Origin of the sequence: Mycobacterium sp. NPDC050853, assembly GCF_040653875.1 — a bacterium.
Taxonomy (GTDB): Bacteria; Actinomycetota; Actinomycetes; order Mycobacteriales; family Mycobacteriaceae; genus Mycobacterium.
The window spans coordinates 264,958-287,260 of record NZ_JBFAGW010000001.1 but is presented as its reverse complement, the minus strand read 5'-3'; the positions used below and the strand labels follow the sequence as shown (position 1 = coordinate 287,260).

Annotated in this window: 22 protein-coding genes and 1 tRNA gene; 10 read left to right on the top strand and 13 right to left on the bottom strand. The window is 64.1% G+C overall.

From position 1 onward, the window contains the following. Window positions 1-21 precede the first annotated feature (21 nt). The 4 genes from AB0H22_RS01450 to AB0H22_RS01435 all read right to left on the bottom strand — a co-directional run bounded on the left by AB0H22_RS01450 (window position 22) and on the right by AB0H22_RS01435 (window position 4,243). Window positions 22-1,368, bottom strand: a complete 1,347-nt coding sequence (locus AB0H22_RS01450) for an AarF/UbiB family protein (protein ID WP_180748422.1) — start codon at window positions 1,366-1,368, stop codon at window positions 22-24. 50 nt (window positions 1,369-1,418) lie between these two features. After that, window positions 1,419-2,297, bottom strand: a complete 879-nt coding sequence (locus AB0H22_RS01445; RefSeq protein ID WP_358144310.1) for a hypothetical protein — start codon at window positions 2,295-2,297, stop codon at window positions 1,419-1,421. Window positions 2,298-2,388: 91 nt separating this feature from the next. After that, window positions 2,389-3,744: a zinc-dependent metalloprotease gene (locus AB0H22_RS01440; protein ID WP_180748420.1), complete on the bottom strand. Its 1,356-nt coding sequence runs from the start codon at window positions 3,742-3,744 to the stop codon at window positions 2,389-2,391. A gap of 82 nt (window positions 3,745-3,826) precedes the next feature. Then, complete coding sequence (locus AB0H22_RS01435) at window positions 3,827-4,243, bottom strand: DCC1-like thiol-disulfide oxidoreductase family protein (protein ID WP_180748419.1); 417 nt, start codon at window positions 4,241-4,243, stop codon at window positions 3,827-3,829. A gap of 64 nt (window positions 4,244-4,307) precedes the next feature. On the opposite strand from AB0H22_RS01435, the gene AB0H22_RS01430 reads away from it, so the two are divergent. The 4 genes from AB0H22_RS01430 to AB0H22_RS01415 all read left to right on the top strand — a co-directional run bounded on the left by AB0H22_RS01430 (window position 4,308) and on the right by AB0H22_RS01415 (window position 9,011). After that, window positions 4,308-5,330, top strand: a complete 1,023-nt coding sequence (locus tag AB0H22_RS01430) for a PDZ domain-containing protein (RefSeq protein ID WP_180748418.1) — start codon at window positions 4,308-4,310, stop codon at window positions 5,328-5,330. Window positions 5,331-5,404: 74 nt separating this feature from the next. Beyond that, the gene (locus AB0H22_RS01425) at window positions 5,405-8,383 is read left to right on the top strand and encodes a UPF0182 family protein (protein ID WP_358144307.1); all 2,979 of its coding nucleotides are present in this window, start codon (window positions 5,405-5,407) and stop codon (window positions 8,381-8,383) included. Between the two features lie 131 nt (window positions 8,384-8,514). After that, window positions 8,515-8,588, top strand: a tRNA-Met gene (locus tag AB0H22_RS01420). Window positions 8,589-8,684: 96 nt separating this feature from the next. Next, window positions 8,685-9,011, top strand: coding sequence for a cupin domain-containing protein (locus AB0H22_RS01415; protein ID WP_358144304.1), 327 nt, complete (start codon window positions 8,685-8,687; stop codon window positions 9,009-9,011). Window positions 9,012-9,034: 23 nt separating this feature from the next. Here AB0H22_RS01415 and AB0H22_RS01410 read toward each other — a convergent pair whose 3' ends face one another. Next, window positions 9,035-9,394: an MmpS family transport accessory protein gene (locus tag AB0H22_RS01410; protein ID WP_180748415.1), complete on the bottom strand. Its 360-nt coding sequence runs from the start codon at window positions 9,392-9,394 to the stop codon at window positions 9,035-9,037. Window positions 9,395-9,538: 144 nt separating this feature from the next. Here AB0H22_RS01410 and AB0H22_RS01405 point away from each other — a divergent pair, with 144 nt between their 5' ends. Continuing rightward, a complete protein-coding gene (locus AB0H22_RS01405) occupies window positions 9,539-10,297 on the top strand; it encodes a hypothetical protein (RefSeq protein WP_180748414.1) in 759 nt (252 codons plus the stop codon). Here the strand turns inward: AB0H22_RS01405 and AB0H22_RS01400 are convergent. After that, window positions 10,294-10,740, bottom strand: a complete 447-nt coding sequence (locus tag AB0H22_RS01400; protein WP_255485586.1) for a Clp protease N-terminal domain-containing protein — start codon at window positions 10,738-10,740, stop codon at window positions 10,294-10,296. The two genes, AB0H22_RS01405 and AB0H22_RS01400, sit on opposite strands and share 4 nt — an antisense overlap. A gap of 70 nt (window positions 10,741-10,810) precedes the next feature. Between AB0H22_RS01400 and AB0H22_RS01395 the strand changes: the two genes are divergently transcribed. Next, on the top strand, window positions 10,811-11,089 hold the full coding sequence (locus tag AB0H22_RS01395) for a hypothetical protein (protein WP_219602549.1): 279 nt from the start codon (window positions 10,811-10,813) through the stop codon (window positions 11,087-11,089). Window positions 11,090-11,354: 265 nt separating this feature from the next. Further along, entirely contained in the window at window positions 11,355-13,427 is a 2,073-nt protein-coding gene (locus AB0H22_RS01390) for an acyl-CoA synthetase (protein ID WP_180748411.1), read from the top strand. Between the two features lies 1 nt (window position 13,428). Here the strand turns inward: AB0H22_RS01390 and AB0H22_RS01385 are convergent, their stop codons facing one another. Continuing rightward, a complete protein-coding gene (locus tag AB0H22_RS01385; protein ID WP_358144300.1) occupies window positions 13,429-13,851 on the bottom strand; it encodes a TIGR03668 family PPOX class F420-dependent oxidoreductase in 423 nt (140 codons plus the stop codon). Window positions 13,852-13,853: 2 nt separating this feature from the next. Next, window positions 13,854-14,357 (bottom strand): hypothetical protein, encoded by a 504-nt coding sequence (locus tag AB0H22_RS01380; RefSeq protein ID WP_358144297.1) that lies wholly within the window; start codon window positions 14,355-14,357, stop codon window positions 13,854-13,856. 118 nt (window positions 14,358-14,475) lie between these two features. Here AB0H22_RS01380 and AB0H22_RS01375 point away from each other — a divergent pair, with 118 nt between their 5' ends. Then, window positions 14,476-15,315: an ABC transporter ATP-binding protein gene (locus tag AB0H22_RS01375; RefSeq protein WP_358144295.1), complete on the top strand. Its 840-nt coding sequence runs from the start codon at window positions 14,476-14,478 to the stop codon at window positions 15,313-15,315. Further along, complete coding sequence (locus tag AB0H22_RS01370; RefSeq protein ID WP_180748407.1) at window positions 15,312-16,394, top strand: ABC transporter permease subunit; 1,083 nt, start codon at window positions 15,312-15,314, stop codon at window positions 16,392-16,394. The genes AB0H22_RS01375 and AB0H22_RS01370 overlap by 4 nt, the downstream gene beginning before the upstream one ends. 66 nt (window positions 16,395-16,460) lie before the next feature. Here the strand turns inward: AB0H22_RS01370 and AB0H22_RS01365 are convergent, their stop codons facing one another. From AB0H22_RS01365 to hisN, 3 genes are all read right to left on the bottom strand, one after another. Next, complete coding sequence (locus AB0H22_RS01365) at window positions 16,461-17,672, bottom strand: acyl-CoA dehydrogenase family protein (RefSeq protein WP_180748406.1); 1,212 nt, start codon at window positions 17,670-17,672, stop codon at window positions 16,461-16,463. Window positions 17,673-17,716: 44 nt separating this feature from the next. Next, complete coding sequence (locus AB0H22_RS01360; RefSeq protein ID WP_358144291.1) at window positions 17,717-19,120, bottom strand: acyl-CoA dehydrogenase family protein; 1,404 nt, start codon at window positions 19,118-19,120, stop codon at window positions 17,717-17,719. Between the two features lie 150 nt (window positions 19,121-19,270). Continuing rightward, window positions 19,271-20,071 (bottom strand): histidinol-phosphatase, encoded by an 801-nt coding sequence (gene hisN, locus AB0H22_RS01355; protein ID WP_358144289.1) that lies wholly within the window; start codon window positions 20,069-20,071, stop codon window positions 19,271-19,273. Between the two features lie 23 nt (window positions 20,072-20,094). Here hisN and AB0H22_RS01350 point away from each other — a divergent pair, with 23 nt between their 5' ends. Continuing rightward, window positions 20,095-20,607: a DUF3592 domain-containing protein gene (locus AB0H22_RS01350; RefSeq protein ID WP_180748403.1), complete on the top strand. Its 513-nt coding sequence runs from the start codon at window positions 20,095-20,097 to the stop codon at window positions 20,605-20,607. On the opposite strand, the gene AB0H22_RS01345 is transcribed toward AB0H22_RS01350, so the two are convergent. Continuing rightward, window positions 20,586-22,058: an FAD-dependent monooxygenase gene (locus tag AB0H22_RS01345; protein ID WP_358144286.1), complete on the bottom strand. Its 1,473-nt coding sequence runs from the start codon at window positions 22,056-22,058 to the stop codon at window positions 20,586-20,588. The genes AB0H22_RS01350 and AB0H22_RS01345 overlap by 22 nt on opposite strands. A 52-nt stretch (window positions 22,059-22,110) precedes the next feature. Next, entirely contained in the window at window positions 22,111-22,287 is a 177-nt protein-coding gene (locus AB0H22_RS01340) for a hypothetical protein (RefSeq protein WP_358144283.1), read from the bottom strand. Window positions 22,288-22,303: the final 16 nt, after the last annotated feature.

Here is a 22,303-nt window from a genome sequence, read left to right as displayed (position 1 = left end):
CGCGCGTTTTCTTTTTCGGTCCTATTGTGCGCTGACCGTGCTGTCCTCGTGGAAGCCGGGGACCCATTTGTCGACGATGGCGGCGTAATCCACCGGGGCGTCGAGCTGTGCGGCGATACCGACCAGGCCGCCAAGGACTCGGAAGAGCATGAGGTAGTTGGGCGGCAGGTTCATCTGGCGGCTGGTCTTGAACGACTCGAGGAATTCTGCGCTCCGGAAATCGGTGGCCTTGGCCGTGAGTCGTTGCAACCACTTGCGGCTGAAGTGGAATGTTTCATGATTGAGCGGCTCGATGTACGGCGCAAGATAGGAGTTGACCTCTTCGTGAGAGACGTCCGTTGCGCTCGGCGGGATGAAGCCCTCTGACCGCAGTACCGCGGTCAGCTCTTCCCACTTCTCATCCCGGGCCAGGCGCAGGATCGGTCCGAAGCCCTTGGGGAGGCCGCCCTCATGGGTGGCGCAGGCGCCGAAGTCCATGACGCCGAATCTGCCGTCTTCAAGCAGCATGAAGTTTCCGGGGTGAGTGTCGGCGTGCAATAGCCCGCAGCGGTACGGGGAGCTGATGCTGAATTCCAGCAGCAGATGTGCGCAAGTGCTGCGCTCGTCCTCGGTGCCCTGGGCGATGATCTCCGAGAGTTTGCGGCCCTGCATCCACTCGGTGATGATCACCTTGGGGGCGGATGCCACGACTGGTGGCACGTAGAACTCGGGGTCGCCGGCGAAGGCCTTGGCGAAGACGCGGTGGTTGGTGGCCTCTATGCGGTAGTCGAGTTCTTCTTCGGTGCGATCGATGAGCTCGTCGATGATGGCCTTGATATCGGCACCGGGAGCCACCTGCTTGAACAGTGAGGACAGTCGCTGGATGGTCTTGAGGTCCGAGCGGACGGCATCGTCGGCGCCGGGGTACTGGACCTTGACGGCGACAACGCGCCCGTCCTTCCAGACAGCCTTGTGTACTTGGCCGATGCTCGCGGAGGCGACCGGTTTGTCGTCGAAGGATTGGAAGCGTTCGCGCCACTTGGTGCCGAGTTGGGCGTCGAGCACGCGGTGCACCTTGTCTGCGGGCAGCGGGGGTGCGTCACTTTGCAGTTTGGTCAACGCCTCGCGATAGGGCTCGCCGAACTCGGGCGGGATGGCGGCTTCCATCACCGAGAGCATCTGGCCGATCTTCATGGCCGCACCCTTGAGCTCGCCGAGCACCTGGAACAACTGCTCGGCGGCCTTTTCGACGAGCTCGGCGTTGACCTCTTCTTTGGACTTGCCGGCAATTCGTTTGCCGACGCCGAGCGCGGCGCGACCGGCGATGCCTGCCGGGAGGGATGCGAGCTTGGCGGCGCGTGCTGCGCGGCCGCGCCGGATTTCTGCCATGCCAATATCATGCCTGGCGCGCGCGAATATTGACTCAGCGGCCCATACTGTCAACCCGCGGCGAAGTAGGCACCGCACCCACACAGCGGGTGCGCGGTCCAGTGCCGGGCGGTCAACGCGTGGGTGGCCAGGTCGAGCTCGAGTGTCGCGTTGAGCGTTGCCAGCGGTCCTGGCGTCTGTCCGCGGATGGCCGACAGCACCCGATCGATCTGTGCGAGCGCCACCGCGACGGTGCCCAGCACCGTGGCCGGGGCGGCGACGCCCACGGTTCCGGTGAGCTGAGCCGCGACCGCAGGCCACTGCTCGTCACGATCCCGGCGATGGCGGTCGGCGCATTCCAGACAACTGGTGATACCGGGCAGAACCATGGGCCCGATGAGACCGGTGCCATCGCGCGCCCGGACGGCGAGATGCGGCACATTGGCACAGGCGAGCGTGCGCAGCAGCCTGTTGTCGACTATCAGATCATCGGCGAGTATCACCAAATCCACATATTGCCAAGACTTTCCGTGTGCCGACTGTGTCGAGCGCTGGATGCGTGCCGAGCTATGCCGCAGTGCTACGGCGAGAGCGTCGGAAAGCGGACCGCGGCCGACGATTCGGATCATCGGCGATGCGACCGCGAGCGGACGGGTTCGACGGATTACCGCGCCGGTGTCGACCAACTCGTCCAGCAGGGACCGGATGTCCTCGATATCGTGAAAGTCCTTGACACACTGAAGGTCCAGTATCTGATCCCAGGTGAGTTCATCGCTGAGCGAGCTCAGCAGCTGTCGTACCGCGGCGGCCGGCGCGTTCGTCGAGGGGCGCACGATTACTGCGCGACGTGGCGCCCAGCCGATCTGCACCCCGTTGTCCGGCCGCGGCAGCACGGGACGTGCTGGGTCGAGGGTGAACGTCGGCTCGCTGGACATGACCCACTGTGGCATATCCGATGCGTCCGGCAGGCAGCCGAAAGCCGTTTATCCACAGCCCGATTCGGGTGCTGACCAGCGCCGAATAGGCGCCGCCTCAGTTTTCTCAGTCTTGCGGGGGGGTGCCCGGATCGAGCTTCTCGATCTGCGCGATCGGGTCATCGGCGGGGTCGGTGCCGCCGACGATGCGATCGATGAAGGCGGCGGGGTTATCCAGATCGCCGGAGTCGGGGATCAAGTCGGGGTGTGCCCAGACCGCGTCGCGCTTGTCCACGCCGACCGCGTCGGTAAGCCGCCGCCACAGGTCCGCGGCCTCACGCAGCTTGCGTGGACGCAGTTCCAGACCCACCAGGGTGCTGAAGGTCTGCTCGGCGGGGCCACCCGTCGCGCGGCGACGGCGCAATGTCTCGCTGAGGGCCGCGGTCGCCGGGATGCGTTCGCCCAGCGCATCGGTCACCACGGTCTGCACCCATCCCTCGACCAGAGCAAGCAGGGTCTCCAGGCGCTCCAGCGCCTGCTCTTGCTGCGGTGTGGTCTTCGGCTCGAAAATGCCCTGGGAGAGAATCTGTTCCATATCGGACGGATCGTTGAGCGAGGCGGGGTTGAAGCCGCGTGCGGCTTCCTCAATGGCGCTCATATCGATGGTGATGCCCTTGGCGTACTGCTCGACGGTGTCCAGCAGCCGGATGGTCAGCCAGCCGACGCCACTGAACAGGCGATGATGTGCGGCTTCCCGGGCCGCCAGGAACGTCATGATCTCGCCCTTGGACTGTTCCAGACCTTCCGAGAACGCCTCGATGGCGGCCGGCAGTAGGGCCGCGGTGCCCTTGGGGCCCAACGGCAGTCCGATATCGGTGGAGGTCAACACCTCTCGGGACAGCTGTCCGAGGGCCTGGCCGAGCTGAGATCCGAAGGCCATGCCGCCCATCTGGGTCATCATGCCCAGCAGTGGACCGGCCATGCCCTGGGCCTCTTCCGGGAGGTTCGCCGCCCACATGCCCGAGATCTGTTCGGCGACAGGATCGACCAATCGCTTCCAGGTCTCCAGGGTGTTGTCCACCCAATCGGTTGGGGTCCAGGCTGCGGTACGGGTGGCGCCGGCGGGCAATGTGGTGGCGCCGTCCAGCCAGGTGTCGGCGAGGTGCACCGCATCGGTGATGGCCGATGTGGTGCTCTCGGTGATCGGGGCGACGAAACCGATTGAACTTGAGGCCAGTTGACGGGCGATGTCGTAGTTGACCGGGCCTGCGGGGGTACCGCTGGCCGCGCCTGCGGCCGCACCGCTGAACATTTGGCCCAGCTGGGTGAAGATCTGGCCGAGGTCGGCCGGATTGAATCCCCCAGATCCGAAGCCGAACGGGTCCGCACCCGACGAACCCGGGCCGGACCCGGATCGCTCGCCGTCGCCCCGCTCGCGGTCAGGGTCGTCGCCAGCAGCGAATCCAAAGGGGAAGTCGGCCATATCTCCACGGTACCGCCGGTTGATGCGGCTCGATCACGCTCACGGCGTAATCAGAGGAACACACCGAATTTCCCGCACGCGATCAGGCCAGGAAACGTGCGCGGACCTCGGGCGGCGGCACCGGGCAGGTGTCGTACCGGCCGAACACCCGGTACCGGATGCCCGCCACCAGCCGGTAGAGCGCATCGCGGACCGGACGGGGGATCAACCGCGCGATGAGCGAGGCGCGCCTGGTTCCGCCCAGATACTCGACGACGCGTAACACCGCGTCGGAGCGGATATGTATTCGTTCGGCCGGCCCACCCGGGTTGTCGACGATCACGAAGGAGTCGACGCCGACGAGTTCGGGGTGCCGTTCGATCACCTGCTCGCCGTACTCGCTATCGAGTGCCGCGAATCGCATCGTCCCGACCTGGTCGTCGCGCAGGATCTTTTTCACCGCACCGTTGCACAGTGCGCACACGCCGTCGTACAGCAGGACGGGGGCATCCTCGTTCATCGAACCTCCACCACGAGAGTAATGGCGGCGGGGTACCAATCGGCTGTTGCCATAGGGTGACGGCATGAATCGCCGCGTTGCGACGTTGCTGGTCGCGCTCATCCCGATCCTCGCCTTCGGGCTGTTGATATCGGTGATCACGGTGCCGTTCGTATCCCTGGGCCCGGGCCCGACGTTCAACACCCTCGGGCAGGTCGAGGGCAAGGAGGTCGTCGACATCAAGGGCACCAAGGTGGACCCGGTGTCTGGTCACCTCAACATGACGACTGTCTCCCAGCGTGACGGGCTCACCCTGGCCGATGCGCTGCGGTTGTGGGCAAGCGGACGTGAGCAGTTGGTCCCGAGGGATGTGGTGTACCCACCCGATCGGTCCAAGGACCAGGTCGACAAGGAGAACGACCTCGAATTCAAGAAGTCGGAGGAGAGTGCCGAATTCGCGGCGCTCGGATACCTCAAGTACCCGTCTGCGGTGACCGTTCTGACCATCAGCGAGGACGGACCGTCCAAGGGGAAGCTGCAGGAGAATGATGCCGTCACCGCCGTCAACGGGCATCCGGTCGCGACGCTTGAGGAATTCACCGCACAGCTCAAGCTCACGAAGCCGGGCGACGTGGTGGCCCTCGATTACAAGCGCAAGAATGCCCCCAGTGGCACGGTGAAGGTCACGCTCGGCAAGAACGGGGACCGCGATTACGGATTCCTGGGGGTCGGAGTGGTGCAGGCGCCGTGGGCGCCGTTCACCATTGACTTCAATCTGGCGAACATCGGCGGGCCGTCGGCCGGACTGATGTTCAGCCTCGCGGTGATCGACAAGCTGACCCCCGATGAGCTCGACGGTGGAAAGTTCGTCGCCGGAACGGGAACCATCGACGCCGAGGGCAAGGTGGGACCCATCGGCGGGATCACGCACAAGATGCTGGCCGCCAAAGACGCTGGAGCGACGGTGTTCTTAGTACCCGCGGGCAACTGCGCCGAAGCGAAGGCAGACGGCGGGCAGGGGCTGACTCTGGTCAAGGTCGGCACCCTGACAGAAGCGGTTGACGGACTCAACGCCCTCAACCACGGTGGTCAACCGCCCAGCTGTTGACGCTGGTCTGCGGCTACAGTGGGGTGAATCCAGCCGCTGAGCGGTGCTGATCACTCGACGAGGAGCGTAGCGACGTGGGAATGCGGCCAAATGGGGCTCTGCCACGATTGACCCGACGGAGCCGGCGCCTGGTCGCCGTGGCGTTGGTGATCGTGGTGCTGTTGTTGATCGGGCCGCGCCTGGTCGACACCTACATCAACTGGCTGTGGTTCGGTGAACTCGGTTTCCGTGATGTGTTCACCACCGTGCTGCTGACCCGTCTCGCGTTGTTCCTGATCGTTGGAACCCTGGTCGGTGTCGTGGTTTTCGCGGGCATCGGGCTGGCGTATCGGGCACGGCCGGTGTTTGTGCCCGCCAAGGGGCCGGGTGACGCGCTGGCGCAGTACCGCGCACTGATCCTGTCGCGGGTGCGACTCTTTGTCTTCGGCGTACCCGTGCTCATCGGAGTGCTGGTAGGCGTTGTCGCCCAAAGCTATTGGATGCCCGTGCAGCTGTTCCTGGAGGGCGGGGAATTCGGGATCAAGGATCCGCAGTTCGGGCTGGATCTCGGTTTCTTTGCCTTCGACCTGCCGTTCTACCGATTCGTGTTGACGTACCTCTTCATCGCGGTCTTCGTTGCTTTGTTCGTCAACGCCCTGGTGCACTACATCTTTGGCGGTATCCGACTCTCCGGGCGCGCTGGCGCGCTGTCGCGTCCGGCCCGTCTCCAGCTGGTGACGCTCGTCGGAATCCTGGTGCTGCTCAAGGTGGCCGCGTATTGGCTCGATCGTTACGAGCTGCTATCGCATACGCGGGCGGGTAAGCCGTTCACCGGTGCCGGGTATACCGATATCAACGCGGTGCTGCCGGCCAAGCTCATCCTGCTGGCCATCGCGGTGATCTGCGCGGTCGCGGTGTTCTCGGCGTTGGTGTTGAAGGATCTGCGGATTCCCGCGATCGGCCTGGCGCTGTTGCTGCTCTCTTCGTTGGTGGTCGGCGCCGGGTGGCCGTTGATCGTCGAGCAGTTCAGCGTCAAACCCAATGCCGCGCAGAAGGAAAGCGAGTACATCTCGCGCAGCATCAAGGCGACCCGCGACGCCTACGGTCTGACCCCGGACGTGGTGTCCTATCGGGATTACAGTGGCACGGCATCGGCGCCCACCGGCAGTGAACAGCTGGCCAAACAGGTTGCCGCCGATCGGTCGACGATGGCCAACATCCGGGTGCTCGACCCGAATATCATCAGCCCGGCTTTCACCCAGATCCAACAGGGCAAGAACTTCTACGGTTTCCCAGAGGCGCTGTCGATCGACCGGTACCGGGGGAAGAGCGGCGAGCTGCGTGACTATGTGGTCGCGGCACGTGAGCTAGATCCGGCGAAACTTCGTGATAACCAGCGGGACTGGATCAACCGACACACCGTGTACACCCACGGCAACGGGTTCATCGCGGCTCCGGCCAACACCGTCCGGGGGGTGGCCGACAAGCCGGATGAGAATGGTGGTTATCCGGAGTTCCTGGTCAACGCCGTCGACGACAACGGCAAGATTCAGTCCGATGGCCCGGCGCAGCTGGATCAGCCGCGCATCTACTACGGCCCGATCGTGGCCAGCGGTACCGACGACTACGCGATCGTCGGGAAGAGCGGCAATGACCGTGAGTACGACTATGAGAACAATGCCGGGACCAAGAACAGCACGTACTCCGGTACGGGTGGGGTGCCCGTGGGCGATGCGCTGGCGCGCACGGTGTTCGGTCTGAAATATGCCGAGCGAAACTTCCTGTTCTCCAATGTGATCGCCGACAACAGCAAGATTCTGTTCAACCGTGACCCGAACCGCCGCGTGGAAGCGGTGGCGCCGTGGCTGACGGTGGACAGCGGCACGTACCCGGCCGTCGTCAACAAGCGCATGGTGTGGGTCGTTGACGGTTACACGACATTGGACAACTACCCGTACTCCCAGGAGATGTCGTTGTCGGAGGCCACCTTTGACAGCCAGGTGGGCAAGACCGGGGGAGCGCTGCCCAATCGGCAGGTGTCCTATATCCGGAACTCGGTCAAGGCCACGGTGGATGCCTACGACGGCACGGTGACCCTGTACCAGCAGGACGAGAAGGACCCCGTGCTCAAGGCATGGATGAAGATTTTCCCGGGAACGGTTAAGCCCAAGGCAGATATCTCGCCGGATCTCGCGCGGCACCTGCGGTACCCCGAGGATCTGTTCAAGGTTCAGCGTGCCCTGCTGACCAAGTACCACGTGAGTGATCCGGTGACCTTCTTCAACACCAGCGACTTCTGGCAGGTTCCGGATGACCCGAATGCCCCGACCGGTTCGCAGCCGCCGTATTACATTGTCGCGAAAAACATTGCGGAGAACGATAATTCGGCATCGTTCCAGTTGACGAGCGCGCTTAATCGCTTCCAGCGTGACTTCCTGGCCGCCTATGTCAGTGCCAGCTCCGATCCCGAGACCTACGGCAAGATCACTGTTCTCACGGTCCCGGGAACGGTCCAGGGCCCGAAGCTGGTGAACAATGCGATCACCACCGACAACCTGGTGTCCTCGCATGTCGGCATCATCAAGAACCAGAACATCCTCAAATGGGGCAACCTGCTGACGTTGCCGGTGGCCAATGGCGGGCTGCTGTTCGTTGAGCCGCTCTATGCCTCGCCCAGCCAGGGTGATCAGTCCTCGTATCCGCGGTTGATCCGTGTGGGCATGTACTACAACGGCAAGGTCGGTTACGCGACGACGGTGCGGGATGCGCTCGACATGGTGTTCGGGCCGGGCGCTGGTGCGACGGCGACCGCCCCGGCGGTTGAGCCGGGCAGTGTCATCGCACCGCCGCCGGGCGGCCAGAACCCACCGGTGACGCCCACGCAGGGCGCCCAGGTGCCGCCACTGCCTGTGGCATCGTCCGAGCTGTCCTCTGCGAAGGCCACCGCGCTGCAGGAGGTCCAGCGGGCAATTGTCGAGGCGAAGGAGGCCCAGAAGAGTGGGGACTTCGCACGGTACGGGCAGGCGCTGAAGAGTCTTGACGATGCAATGGCGAAGTTCACACAGGCCAAGTAGGACGGGCTGGTCTCTGCCACTGCGTGAAAGCGCAAGTGGCAGGGACAAAGCCGCTATTGGTGCCGAGAACATGCAGGCCAGGCAAGCGATTTGGTGACAGCGCACGCGCCCGGTAACCTTGTGTTCACCACCGCGGGGTGGAGCAGCTCGGTAGCTCGCTGGGCTCATAACCCAGAGGTCGCAGGTTCAAATCCTGTCCCCGCTACTAGGTAAGACGGCCCCCGGAGTCTGACTCCGGGGGCCGTTTTCATTTCCCGAGCAGGGGTTGACGGGCCCGCCCGCGGGGCATGGAATGACAGGTATGCAGAAGCGCTCGATCGAGGCATTGATACGTCAGCTCTTCGAGCGCACTCGCGAGGGTCACAACGCCGCGGACACCGTCGTCGGTGGCCATGAACGAGTCCTGCGCCAAACGGTGATCGTATTGCGGCAGGGTTCCAAGCTCGGCGAACACGAGAACCCGGGTGAGGCGACCATCTACGTCATCCAGGGTTCGGTTCGCTTGGTGGTCGGCGACGAACATTGGGACGGTCGTGCCGGTGATCTGATAGAGATCCCCGATGCCCGGCACTCGCTGGAGGCCTTGGCTGATTCAGCGGTCTTGCTGACCGTCGCGAAGCACCGCTGAGCAGCGCGGCTAGCGTGCCAGGGTTATCCGTGGCAGGTAGCCGTTGAATCCTGGCCCGCGGTGGTGTCCTCGACCTTGACCTTGCCGTTGATGATCAGGCGGCACGTCACTGCGGCCCCGGCGGATTGGGCGCTGACGAAGTACGGCGGATCGGTGATGTCACTGGTGAAGGTCCAGGCCCAGGTGTGCTGAGTGCCATCGACGGGCTGTTCGCGCATATGCCCAAGGCTGTCTCTCCAGGTGATCGCGGATATCGGGCGATCTGAACTGATGACATAGAGGACGGTGTCCGGAGGCTGCGGAGTGATGGCGAGCGAAGCGCCGAATGCTGTCGCACCGACTGCAGTGGTGCAGGCGGTGATCAGAGTTGCTGCGAGTGCCACGGGTCAGCCCTGCCCATCCTTATCTTGTTGTGCTGAGGGCACAGTACGCCCGATCACGTTCACGCCGTGGCGATTTGACGATCTGAATTCGGGAGAGTCGATCCCCGTCGCGCGCGTCGATGTCTGCCGCGAGATGATGGACGCATGGGTCTCATCGCGCTGCCTACTGCCGTGCTCACCGATGCCGATATCGCCGATGCGCTGAGCCGCGCGGTACGGGTGATCAACCCGGTGCTCTCCGTGCTGGCGGAGTCCGATCCGTTCGGCTTCAAGGAACGCACTTACGAGCTGGGTGCGGGTGAAGGAGTCCTCGACAAGGCGTTGGATGCCCTTGCGTGCGCCCTGAACACGGCCACCACCCCGGGCACGCAAGCGTGGGAGAAGCTGGACACCCACGGGAAGGCGCACTGGTGGGTGCAGCGCGTCGGTGCGGTCAACACCGTATTCGTTGCTTTCCCAGGGATTTTCGGGGTGCTCGCGGCTCGGTTGCCGGTGCAGGATCTCCTGGGATTCTCGAACCAGGCCATCGTGCTGTGCGCCGTTGCCCGCGAGCTCGGAATCGACAACCACCAAGAGCAGGTTCGCCTGCTCGCAAAGGTGTTGTGCAATCGCACCCTCAGCGATGTGACGCTGGCCGGTGCCGACGATCAAGAGCCGGAAACACCGCGGAGTTGGTCGCCGTTCGCGCTGGCCCGCACCTTGTGGCACCTTGCCGGCATCCTGCGGGCGATCGGCGACGAGCTGGAGAAGCGGCCGCAGCCCAAGCCGATCTTCCGTTACCTCGGAATGCTGCCCGCGGTAGGCAGTATCGCCGGATACATCGGGGAGTACGGGGCGCTGCGGCGGGCTGCGAGCGCAGGCGAGCAGAGCATCGCCGCGCAATCACAAGCTGTGGATGCCTAGTCGCCGAGGTTTTCGTCCAGGTGCGCTCGGACGCTATCCCAGAGGTCGAGAACATCCACGCTGAGACGCTCCCATATTTGGATGATCACGGGATCGGCCGCGTCGATGAGACCCAGCAGTATGTGGCCGGTGCAGATCTCTTTGTGCCGTCGGCTCGTTGACGCCGTCGTCGCCAGCTCAAGTGTCCGTTGGGCCCCCGGTGTGAACGGGATCTTCTCCGTCGGTGGCTCCTGGCCCATCGGGACGACCTGTTGAACCACCCGTGCCCCATTCTCGGGCCGAACTCCGGCCGACGCGAGCGTCCGTGCACCGAGTCCGGCCCCTTCGCCGAGTAGACCCAGCAGGAGGTGTTCGGCACCGAGGTAGTTGTGCCGCCGTTCGCGCGCTTCTTCTTGCGCGATCATGATGACCTGCCGCGTGCCCTCGTTGAATAGATGGAACATGGCCCTCCCTATCTCTGGCTCAACGTACATCTTGCCGGAGTCGGGTTCTCCCGTGAGCTACTGTCACGACATGACCGCTCTGAAGGTGTTGGCTGGAACCGGTTTTGTGGCAGTCGGGCTGCTGACGGGGTGCTCGGGTGTCCTCAACCAGGGTGGCGACACAAAATGCAAGGACTTCATCTCCGCCGAGGAACAGAAGCAGAACGATGCGGTGAGCAAGATGCTCAAGGATCAACGTGGGCGTGACGCGTCGAACCTGGAGATCTCCGCGACGCGCACGTCGGTCACGATGTACTGCAAGACACTCGGGAACGACAGCAGCAAGATCCGCGAGGCTCCGCACATCTAGGGAGGGGCCAACTGGCGCGCTGCCTGGGGCAGGGGAGCGCCGTGGGTTCGTTTACCGAAAGCTCGCGCGGCCCTGCCGTGCGCCGCGTCGCCGGTGATTAGCCGGTTGCGGCGCCCCGTTCTCGTTGCCTGCAATGCGCTTCGAGCGGCACTCAGCTATCTGGTCACGTCAGTGATAAGAACCACAACAGTTATTGGGCAGTGATCCACGTCATCGGGTACGCTCGCGCGGTGCAGGACGGAAAACCGCAGGTAGGACGATGGATATGGTCGCTGATGTAATTAGTTGCGACAAGTTGCTCAGGCACCCGCGTGGGCTGGTGTGGGAGCTGATCAGCTCTCCCGACATGTACCCCATGTTCTTCACTGGGGTCGGTTCCTGCGAGACCTTGATCGAGAACACCGAGGCAGGGCCGGACCCCGAATACGTGGTGCTGTCCGCGAAGGCGAAGACCCGTGTTCGGCTAATCCTCAGCAATACCAAAGAGAGCCTCACGATTGAGGGTGTCGACAACGACGGGCTGATCTCCGTCCGCCTGTTCGAGGAACGATCCGCGCAGACCCGGGTCCGTATCACGGTGTTGCGGGCGGGTGCCGTTCTGCCTCCGGGTGTCAAGAAGCCGAGCGTCGCCGTCAACCAATGGTTGATGGGCGGACTGGACAGAATTGACGACTATCTGTCCGGCGCGCCTACATCCACAGTGTCGAGCATGGGTGATAACGGAAATCTTCAGGTCAGCATCGCCCGGCTGATGATCGGTGTGGGCGTGGTGCGCATCCCGCGCCCCGACCGCGGACTTCGCCAGCTGGGTTCACTGGCGCGGTGGGGATTCACCCTCCAGGGCGGATATGCGGCGGCCGCCGCGCGAGCCCCCAAGCAGCTCGCGATCGCAGACGACGCCGGGCAGCTGACATTCGAGCAACTTGACCGGCGCGCCGAGGGGTTGGCCACCGGTCTCATGCGCGACGGCATCAACGAGACATCCAAGATTGGCCTGCTGGCTCGCAACAACATTGCCATGGTCGAGTGCCTGATTGCCTTCGGGATGCTCGGTGTGGACGTGATGTTGCTCAACAACGCGCTGGCGGCAACTCAAATCCAGATTGCTGTGGCCCGTAACAACCTCACCAAAGTCTTCGTGGACGACGATCTCGACGAGCTCGTCAGATACGTGCCATGGGAGGTCGAGCTCATCAGCACCGGCCGACGCAGTGCCGTCAGTGGGCGCCGAGGGCTCGACGATTTCATGGTGACCGACAAGCCTGGGGTGTTGCCACCGACCCGTCCGGGCCATCAGGTGGTGCAGACCTCGGGTACCTCCGGGACGCCCAAGGGGGCGTTGCGGCCGACGCCGCGTGGGTTCGCCGTCATCGCGGCGATGCTTTCGCGGATGCCGATGAAGATGGACGAGACCATGCTCATCTCAGCGCCGATCTTTCACTCGTGGGGGCTGGGCTGTCTGCAGATCAGCACACCGCTGCGGGCAGCGGTCATTCTGCAGGAGAAGTTCGATCCGGAGGAGTGCTTGCGGGCCATCGCGACCCGCCGCGTGACGACGCTGATCGCGGTGCCAATCATGTTGCAGCGCATCGCCGATTTGCCCGCCAAGGTGCGGCAGAAGTACGACACGTCGAGCCTGCGTCTGGTCGCCTGCAGTGGCTCGCCCCTGAATGCCTCGCTGGTGCAACGGTTTACCGACGCGTTTGGTGACGTTCTGCACAACTTCTATGGATCCACCGAGGTGTCCTGGGCGACCATCGCCGACCCCGAAGACCTCAAAACCGCACCGACCACGGTGGGACGGCCACCGCTGGGCACCACCATCGCGATTCTCGACGCCGACCGGCGCCCGGTGCCGCGCGGTGTGACGGGCCGAATCTTCGTCGGCAATGAGATGTTGTTCGACGGGTATGTGGCTGATCCGTCACCGGCGTCGGTGAACGGTCTGCTGGACACCGGCGATCTGGGACATCTGGACGCCGATGGGCGCCTGTACATCGATGGCCGAGACGACGAGATGATCATCTCCGGTGGAGAGAATGTTTTCCCGCGACCGGTGGAGGACGCGTTGTCCTTCCTGCCTCAGGTTGCCGACGTGGCCGTAGTTGGGACCACCGACGACAGCTTCGGACAGCGACTGTCCGCGTTCGTCGTGCTGCACAAGGACGCCGGCCTGGACGGAGACATGGTGCGAGCCTTCATCAAGAATCGGCTCAGCAAGTTCCATGTGCCCCGCGATGTGTATTTCATGAAGACCTTGCCCCGGACATCGACCGGCAAGGTCATCAAACGGCTACTGCTCGCGGACTGCGAGCGCGACGGCATCAGGCCCGAATAGATCAGACTTGAGTAGCGGAGGCCGCCCATCCGCTCCAGCGGGTGATGTCGGTCAGCACCATCGGACCGGTTGGCGGTGTCTCGCGGTACTGCCGATACTTGTTGGCCAGCAAGGCAATCCACTTGGTGTCGGGTGTGTCGAGAATACGTGCGGCGCCATCGGCGCGGACCCACCACAAGGCTGCCCAGTCCTCGTCATAGTGGTCTGCCAGGAAGCTGACGGTCGGATTGGCGGAGATGTTGCGCACGCGCTGTAGATCGTTGCGCGACTTCGGTTTGTGATCAACCGCCCAGCAGATGACGTTATCAGCGACGACGAATGTCACCGGAACGAGATGCGGGACACCGGATTCGTCCACCGTCGCCAACCGAGCTATCGCCGCCGCCCGGAAGCGGTGGCGCGCATCGATGGGATCGAGACGCACGCCTAGCGAGCGCCTCCGTTGCAGATATTGGCCAGGACGTGGAAGTTGTTGCCGCCGTCGAATAACAGGCCGCTGACCGCGGAGCCACGGTCAACGATCTCGGGGGAGGAGCGCACCTCGGGGGTGGCGGCCAGCCAGGCGCCGGCGAGGTCGTAGGCACCGCTGAGACCGTCGGCGTACGCGGTGAGTTGTTCGCGTGCAGCGGGCTCGGTGATATCACCGAGGTTGGCCCGGACGCCGTCGTTGGCGCGTCCCCACATATCCCGGGCCTGACCGATGGCCTCGTACTGACGGTCCAGGCCGGAGTAGGCGGGATTGTCGGCGCGCAGGTACATCAGGGCCTCGGTGACGATCGGGCCGTTGTTGGCGGGGTCGTCGACGGCCTTCGACATGTGGTCGATTGCAGCGCAGGTCGACTCATCGGCGCTGGCAACCGGAACGCCGGCGCTGAACGACATGAGGGCACACGCGGTGACCGTCAGCAGACCAGATCGAACCCATGCCATGAAGTCCTCCAGAAGTTGAAGCAAAGCAATGTGTGCCTAGCAGACCAGCGCAGCCTATCCGAAGTGGACCATTCCAGATACCGGAGCGGTGGGTGACACTCAGCTAACATCGGCGATCATGACTCTGGTTGCGAAGGGGCTCGCGCGGACATTCAAGCGTCACGTTGCGGTGGCCGAGGCTGACATCACTCTCGCGCCTGGCCAAATTACCGGGCTGGTAGGCCCGAACGGTGCCGGAAAGACCACGTTATTGCTCATGCTGGCGGGTCTGCTGCTGCCCTCCGGTGGCACTATCCGAATGGACGGCGAGGCGGTGGACGCCGTGCGGCTCCGCGAACGGGTGGGGTGGATGCCGGATGTGTTCGGCACGTGGGAATCGTTGACCGCCGAGGAGATCTTGGTCGCGTTCGGGCGCCTCTACGGTCAGCGAGCGGCACAAGCGCGGCAACGTGCGGCAAGGCTGCTGGCCGGTGTGCACTTGACCGAGTTCGCCGATCGCCCCGCGCAGGAACTCTCGCGGGGGCAGAAGCAGCGGCTGGGCTTTGCGCGGGCCCTGGTGCACGAACCGCAGGTGCTGCTGCTCGATGAGCCCGCTTCGGGTATGGACCCAAGGTCCCGCTTCGAATTGCGTGATTCGCTTCGCGCTCTGGCGGATTCAGGGTGTGCCGTCCTGGTGTCCTCGCACATCCTCACCGAGTTGGCGGAAATGGTTGACCACGTGGTGATGATGAGTGCGGGCCGCACCGCGCCGCCACCGGCTGCGGTCACGACCACCTGGCGAATCCGCCTGCTGGGCCAGGCCGTTGGTGCGTCGACCTATCTGACCTTCGCCGACGATGATGAAGCGGCCCAGTACCTTGCACGCACAGTCGGTTCCGGGGCGCCGGTACTGGAGTTCGCCCGGGCGACGAACGCGCTGGAGGATTCCTACTTCGCATTGGAGGCGGACCGCACATGACGACATGGTGGCAGCCCGTCGGGACTATTGCCGGATTGGAACTGCGCCAGCGCATCCGGACCACTCGATGGCGGATGACTCTGGCGGTGGCCTTCCTGGCCATCTCGCTGCTGGTGTTCGGGTCCCGTTACGCCGCAACCGCTACTGGTGATGGTTCGGCTGATGGCTGGGCCCGGGATTTTTACGCGATGATTGGCGGATTCGTACTGCTGCTCGGGCTTGTGGTTGCACCCAGTATGACGGCGACGTCGATCAACGGCGATCGCAAGGATGCGACCTTGGCGGTGGTGCAGGCGACCCCGATTACGGCGGTGCAGCTGGCTCTCGGCAAGTTGCTCGGGGGCTGGGCCGCCTCGCTGGCCCTTCTCGTGGTGTCGGCGCCCTATCTGATCTGGGCGGCGTTGGTGGCACCCTATTCGATCGCTACTTCGCTGCTCGGGATCGTCGTGGCTGCGTTGTTGTTCCTGTGTTACTGCGGAATTGGGCTCGGGTTCTCGGCGCTGTCTGCGCGCCCGGTGAGCTCGGCCGTTCTCACCCAGCTGACAGTGTTCTTCATGATCCTTGGTCTGCCGGCGATCATGGGCTTGCTCACCCCGTTCGTGCGGGAGACAGTCGTTGTGCTTCGGCCGTTTTCGGAATACCACGGCGGGAAACGCGGTGCCTGCATGGAGGTGCAACGTGAGATCACCGTGACGCACATGGAGCGAACCTGGTGGCTGTTGGTGCCGAATCCGTTCGTGGTGACCGCCGATGTGGTCGCGCAGACCGACCCGGCCCTGACTGCCAGGCCGCAATGGCGTGGCGACGTTGTGCACTATGAGCAGGAGACGATATTGCTGTCACTGGGGCGTACGGTCTCCGAGCTGCGTTCGGGAACGGATGACGCGCAAGACATGCGGTGTGCTGATGACTCTCGTGATTGGTTGGAAGACCGCGAATATCAGAGCCGATTCGTCGGCCACACGTGGTACCTGGGCCTCGCGGTCAACATTCTGATCGGCGTATTGGGCGTGCTGGTCGCGATCCGTCGGTTGCGCGTGCCGGTCGAGACGCTGCCGCGCGGGGTCCGGATCGCCTGAGGCGCAAACCACAGCGGCCCCTCCGGGTGAGTCCCGGAAGGGCCGCAATGGATCTTGATTGACGCGTTACTTGAGCTCTGCGGAGCTCAGCCCCAGCAGGCGGCGGGCGACGACCAGTTGCTGGATCTGCTGGGTGCCCTCGAAGATGTCCAGGATCTTTGAGTCCCGGCCCCACTTCTCCAGCAGCGTGCGCTCGGAATAGCCGGTGGTTCCTGCCATTTCGACGGCCTTGAGGGTGATATCGCTGCCGACCCGGCCGGCCTTGGCCTTGGCCATCGACGCTTCCATCGAGTTGGGGATGTTGTTATCGGCCTGCCAGGCGCTGCGCAGGGTCAGCAGGTACGACGATTCCCAGTCGGCCTCCATCCGGATGAACTCGGCGGCGGCGGCGTGCTGGGCATGCGGCGGCCTGTCGTAGGAGATCTCGATACCGGCGTCCTCGAGGATCTTGCGCAGCTCCTCCAGCGAGGCCCGCGACACGCCCACGGCCATGGCGGCCACGATCGGGCGGGTGTTGTCGAAGGTGCTCATCACACCGCCGAAGCCCTTTTCGGTGTTGATCTCCGGATCGCTGAGGATGTAATCCTTGGGGATACGGCAGTTTTCGAACCGGATGACGGCGGTGTCGGAGGCCTTGATGCCGAGCTTCTCCTCGAGCCGTTCCACGGTCACACCCGGGTGCTCACGCGGTACCAGGAACGACTTGATGGCGGGGCGGCCCTTGGACTTGTCGAGCGTCGCCCACACCACGATGTGGGTGGCACGCGAACCGGCGGTGACGAAGATCTTCTCGCCGTTGATGACGTACTCGTCGCCGTCCAGCTTGGCGGTGGTGGTGACCGCGGCAGAGTCCGATCCGAACCCCGGCTCGGTGATGGCCATGGCGGCCCAGATCTTGCCGAACCGGTCACCGTCTTCCTTGCTGGTCACGCTGGATACAGCGGCGTTACCCAGGCCCTGGAAGGGGATCGAGAGCAGCAAGCCGCAGTCGCCCCAGCTCACCTCAAGGGCGTTGAGCAGCGCGGACATGTTGGAGCCGTTGACATTCTGCTTCTTGGTGTTCTCCTCGGCGCGGAAGGCGTCGGCGCCGGCGAACTCGAGTGTGCCTGCCGCGCTGACCCCCGCGAAGAGGGTCTCGAGGGTGTCGAGCTCGATGGGGTAGGTGTGCTCGGCCAGGTCGTACTTGCGTGAGATGGGCCTCATCAGCTCGGTGGCGCCCTGGCGCCCCTTCTCGGCGACTGCCTGCAACTTCTTGGGGAGTTCCAAATTGATTGCCATGAAAAGACTTTCGTGTAGTTGAGAAAGTAGAGGGGGACTAGGGCTTAGAGAATGACAACGCCTTCGGCGACGCCGACTGCGCGCAGGTTCCGGTACCAGCGCTCCACCGGGTGCTCCTTGGTGAAGCCGTGGCCGCCGAGCAGCTGTACACCGTCGAGGCCGATCTGCATGCCCTTGTCGGTGGCGAGTTTGCGGGCCAGCGCGGCCTCGCGGATGAAGGGCAGGCCCTGCTCCGCGCGGGAGGCGCCGCGCCAGGTGACCAGGCGCAGCCCGTCGAGCTCGATGGCGATGTTGGCGCACATGAAGGCGACGGCCTGGCGGCGGGCGATGGGCTCGCCGAACGCCTCGCGTTGCTTGACGTAGGGGATCACGTAGTCGAGCACGGCTTGGCCGGTACCGACCGCGAGGGAGGCCCAGCCGAGGCGTGCCAGGGCGACGGCCTCGGAGTAGTCGGACTCGTCGGCGCCGTCCTCGCCCAGGATGTTGGCGGCCGGGACGGCGACATTGTTGAGGTTCAGGCGTCCCAGGGCTGCCCCGCGGATACCCATGCTCGAGTCTTCCTCGATGGTGATGCCCTCAGCGCCGGACTCGACGATGAACAGCGTCGGGCGGCCGTTGTGGTTGGCGGCCACGATGAACAGCTCGGCCTGGGCCGCAGCGGGCACCAGGGACTTCACGCCGTTGAGGCGGAAGCCGCTGGGGGTGCGGGTGGCCGTGGTCTTGAGGCTGAACGGGTCGAACAGCGCCTGCGGCTCGGCGATGACCACCGAGGCCTGCGGGACGTTCTCGCCCGCGAACTCCTTGAGGTAGGTGGCCTGCTGATTGGCGCTGCCCCAGTTGGTCAGCGCGGAGGCGACACCGGACGGCGCCAGGATCGGCAGCGCCAGGCCCATGTCGCCGTACGAAAGCGCCTCGGCCACGAGGGCGTTGGTGACGGTGGAGCGCTGTGAGGCGATCCCGTCGAAGTCCTCGGGGATATTGATCGCGGTGACGCCCAGTTCGGCGACCTTGGTCAGCAGATCAGCCGGGTAGGTCTTGGTCTTGTCGGATTCGTAGGCGGCCGGACGGATGACCTCTACGGCGAACTCCATCACGGTGTCCGAGATCATCTTCTGCTCGTCCTCGGGTTTGAGGTCGAAGAAGTCGGCGTTCGCCTTGTCGAGACGCTTCGGTCCGCCCTTGCTGCCGTTGATCTTCTTGAAGGTGCGGTTGGCGATACCGAGTGTGGTGAAGATGCCCTTGGTGCTCTCGAACAGACCCTTGTTGAAAGCGCTGCGAAGGTTGTATTTGTCCAGCAGCTCCGATCCCGCGATCGGGGTCAGCACAGCGATGAGGATGTCGATCGCGCCACGCTTGTGCTTCTGCAGGCCGACGCCGGTCTCGTACTTCGCCGGGTTCTTAGCCTTGGCGGTCTTCTTGTCGCGACTCGGGGTCAGCGTGTTGGTCATGTCACCAGCCGTTTCTGGGGTCAATAAAAGGTGTGCGGGGAGATTGATCGGAACCTTACTCCGAAGTAAGAAACCGTATCTTACTAAGCGGTAAGATCCGCACAAAACGAGGTGCACGTCACACCGGGTTTCTGGTGTGAGGAGGCGGAGTTACGAGAGCGCGCTCAGTACCTCGTCGTGCAGCAACCCGTTGGTGGCCACCGCGCTGCCGCCATGTGGCCCGGCCTCACCTGCCAGATTCGTGAATCGCCCACCGGCCTCGCGGACCAGGATGTCCAGCGGGGCCAGGTCCCACAGCGAGACCTCGGGTTCGGCGGCGATGTCGACCGCCCCCTCGGCCACCAGGCAGTACGAGAAGAAGTCTCCGAGCCCACGGACGCGCCACACCTCGTCGGTCAGGTCGAGGAATCGGTCACGCGTGCCTCGGTCGGCCCAGCCCGACAGGCTGGAGAACGACAGGCTTGCGGACGCCAACTGGTCCACCTTGGAGACGTAAATCTGTCGGGGTTCTGCTGCGCCGACACGTGAAAATGCGCCCAGATCCTCCGCCGCCCACCAGCGCCGCGAGAGTGCTGGCGCGCTGATCACGCCGACGACGGGTACGCCGTCGACAAGCAATGCGATGAGCGTGGCCCAGATGGGGACGCCGCGCGCGAAGTTCTTGGTGCCGTCGATGGGGTCGATCACCCAGCTTCGGCCCAGTCGGCCGTGTCCTTCGAAGTCCCCGCCGTACTCCTCACCGAGCACCGAGTCCTCCGGGCGTGATCGGTGCAGCAGCGAGCGCAGGACGGTTTCCACCGAGGTGTCCGCATCGGTCACCGGCGTCAGGTCGGGTTTCGTGTCCACCCGAAGATCGAGCGCGCCGAACCGGGACGTGGTGATTTCATCGGCGGCATCAGCCAATTCGAGTGCCAGCCGACGATCTTCGCGCAAGGACACGGTGGGCGTCATGCCTGCAGTCCTACCATGGCAGTGTGTGGGAATTTTTGGCACTACTGCTGATCGGCGGCTCGCTCGCTCTCGTCATCATGCAGGTGCGACGCGGCAGGCAGGCTCAGCCAGGTATGAACGCGGTGGAAGGAACCCTGTTGGTGACCGGGGTCAGTCCCCGCCCCGAGGGAGTGATCGGCGGGCAGCTGGTCACAATCAGCGGCGCGCTCAACGGTCCAACGGTCGCCGAGTACATCACCTACCGGCAGATCGTGCGCGATGTCAGCGACTGGCCACGCATCGGTGATCTGATTCCCGTGTTGTACTCGCCGAAGAATCCCGAGCGCTGGGATGTGCTGCTGGCTCCATCACCTGGCCCTGCGCCGCAGCAGTATCCAAGCGGGGCGCCGTCGATCGAAAACATCGATCCGGTGCCGCCGCCACCCCCGCCCGCAACACCGCCGCCACCGGGACCCGTTGACGATTCGTCGTCATCGGAGGATCCGGCGAAGAAGCACGAACCGCCTCCGCGGTATTACGAACCGCCGCCGCTGTAACAAGGCGGCCCGAACCATGTATGCAACGCGTCGTTGAGCCCGTTGGCCGTGCCGTCGCCGACCCAGGCGACGTGCCCGTCCGGTCGGATCAGCACCGCCTCGGGAGCCTTGACGACACCTATGACCGGAAGCTCCCATGGGCCAACGTATTCGGCGTCAATGGCGTCGACCCGATGTGACCATCCTGAGGTGCCAGTGATGGGTGCGCCCAGGTTGAGAAGCGCACCGCGCGCATCGTGCAGCAGTGTGAACACGCGCACGATGCCATCGCTGGTCAGCACATCGAGATCCGGCATGCGCCGTCCAAGGAGGGGATGTCCGGGGCCCATGTCGTAGTGGATGTCCAGGCCACTCATCATCGCCGTGATGTGGCGTCGTGGCGTGTCGAAGGTGAACAGCTCAGTGATGATGTCGCGCAGCGCGTCAACCCGCTTGCCGGAGCGGCTGAGTGCGGTTTGTGCCATGGTGTTGTGGAGCACCCGAGCCGCGACAGGGTGCCGTTCTGTGTGATAGGTGTCCAACAAGCTTTGGGGCGACGTCTCATTGACGACCTGGGCTAGCTTCCAACCGAGATTGACTGCGTCCTGGACGCCGGTGTTGAGGCCCTGCCCGCCGATGGGGAAGTGCACATGGGCTGCGTCACCGGCAAGGAGCACCCGTCCCTTGCGGTATGTCGCAGCCTGCCGGGTCACATCGGTGAATCGGGAAATCCATGTGGGACTGTGTATTCCGTAGTCAGTGCCGCGAGCGGCGACTAGCGCCTCGCTGAGGTCGCGGAGGGTTGGCTCACCTGTTCGGCCGAGCTGCGGCTCGGTTACCAAGACTCGAACGGGACCTCCCTCTTCGAATTTGAAGAAGGAATGCAGGGCGCCCTCGCGGTGGATACCCCACTCCGGTTCCTCGATTACCTCGACATCTGCGACCAGGCAGCTGGTCGATGGATCCCAACCTGGGAATTCGATGCCGGTGATCTTGCGGACCAGGCTGCGTCCACCGTCGCAGCCAACCAGATACTGCGCGCCCAGCGTCGAGCCATCGGAGAGTTCGATATCGACGGCGTCGTCGGATGGATTGAACCCGGTGACCGCACGCCCTCGATAGATCGGCACCCCATGCTCGCCGACCCATTCGGAGAGGGTGCGCTCGATGCGGTATTGCAGCAGCGCCAATCCGAATGTGTGTCTGGTCGGCAGGCCGGTCATATCCAGAAGGAGCGCGGAAAAATGCGCGACGGGTGCGGTAAATCCTTGGGGTAGAAACCGGTCAACGATCCCGCGTTGGTCCAGCACTTCGAGGGTGCGTGACGTCATGCCGCCCGCGCGCGACCCGTCCAGGTCGTGGGTCGCGCGCCGCTCGACAATGGCCACGTCTACACCCGCCAACGCCAGCTCGCCCGCCAGCATCAGTCCTGTCGGCCCGGCGCCAGCGATTACCACCGCGTGTTCAGTCATAGGGGCGAAGGTACCCGAAAAATAAGGAAAATAAGAGAATTCTAAGGGGATGTTAAGGATCGGTGATCGAGGCCAAGGGTCCGACGCCCACGTCGGAGCTGCCGCCTTCCAGGTATGCGCGGCGTAGCAGGGTGTCCCATTCCAGCCGTCGGTCGTAATCGTGAATCAGCTCGAATGTCTGCTCGCAGCCGGCGGGCATGACCTGTGACACCACGATGTGGACGGTCACGGATGAGCCGCCTGCG

Bases quoted from the DNA above. Each gene is read 5' to 3' on its own strand.
- AB0H22_RS01450 (WP_180748422.1), bottom strand. From the start codon at position 1,368: ATGGCAGAAATCCGGCGCGGCCGCGCAGCACGCGCCGCCAAGCTCGCA.
- AB0H22_RS01445 (WP_358144310.1), bottom strand. From the start codon at position 2,297: ATGCCACAGTGGGTCATGTCCAGCGAGCCGACGTTCACCCTCGACCCA.
- AB0H22_RS01440 (WP_180748420.1), bottom strand. From the start codon at position 3,744: ATGGCCGACTTCCCCTTTGGATTCGCTGCTGGCGACGACCCTGACCGC.
- AB0H22_RS01435 (WP_180748419.1), bottom strand. From the start codon at position 4,243: ATGAACGAGGATGCCCCCGTCCTGCTGTACGACGGCGTGTGCGCACTG.
- AB0H22_RS01430 (WP_180748418.1), top strand. From the start codon at position 4,308: ATGAATCGCCGCGTTGCGACGTTGCTGGTCGCGCTCATCCCGATCCTC.
- AB0H22_RS01415 (WP_358144304.1), top strand. From the start codon at position 8,685: ATGCAGAAGCGCTCGATCGAGGCATTGATACGTCAGCTCTTCGAGCGC.
- AB0H22_RS01405 (WP_180748414.1), top strand. From the start codon at position 9,539: ATGGGTCTCATCGCGCTGCCTACTGCCGTGCTCACCGATGCCGATATC.
- AB0H22_RS01400 (WP_255485586.1), bottom strand. From the start codon at position 10,740: ATGTTCCATCTATTCAACGAGGGCACGCGGCAGGTCATCATGATCGCG.
- AB0H22_RS01395 (WP_219602549.1), top strand. From the start codon at position 10,811: ATGACCGCTCTGAAGGTGTTGGCTGGAACCGGTTTTGTGGCAGTCGGG.
- AB0H22_RS01390 (WP_180748411.1), top strand. From the start codon at position 11,355: ATGGTCGCTGATGTAATTAGTTGCGACAAGTTGCTCAGGCACCCGCGT.
- AB0H22_RS01380 (WP_358144297.1), bottom strand. From the start codon at position 14,357: ATGGCATGGGTTCGATCTGGTCTGCTGACGGTCACCGCGTGTGCCCTC.
- AB0H22_RS01375 (WP_358144295.1), top strand. From the start codon at position 14,476: ATGACTCTGGTTGCGAAGGGGCTCGCGCGGACATTCAAGCGTCACGTT.
- AB0H22_RS01370 (WP_180748407.1), top strand. From the start codon at position 15,312: ATGACGACATGGTGGCAGCCCGTCGGGACTATTGCCGGATTGGAACTG.
- AB0H22_RS01365 (WP_180748406.1), bottom strand. From the start codon at position 17,672: ATGGCAATCAATTTGGAACTCCCCAAGAAGTTGCAGGCAGTCGCCGAG.
- AB0H22_RS01360 (WP_358144291.1), bottom strand. From the start codon at position 19,120: ATGACCAACACGCTGACCCCGAGTCGCGACAAGAAGACCGCCAAGGCT.
- hisN (WP_358144289.1), bottom strand. From the start codon at position 20,071: ATGACGCCCACCGTGTCCTTGCGCGAAGATCGTCGGCTGGCACTCGAA.
- AB0H22_RS01345 (WP_358144286.1), bottom strand. From the start codon at position 22,058: ATGACTGAACACGCGGTGGTAATCGCTGGCGCCGGGCCGACAGGACTG.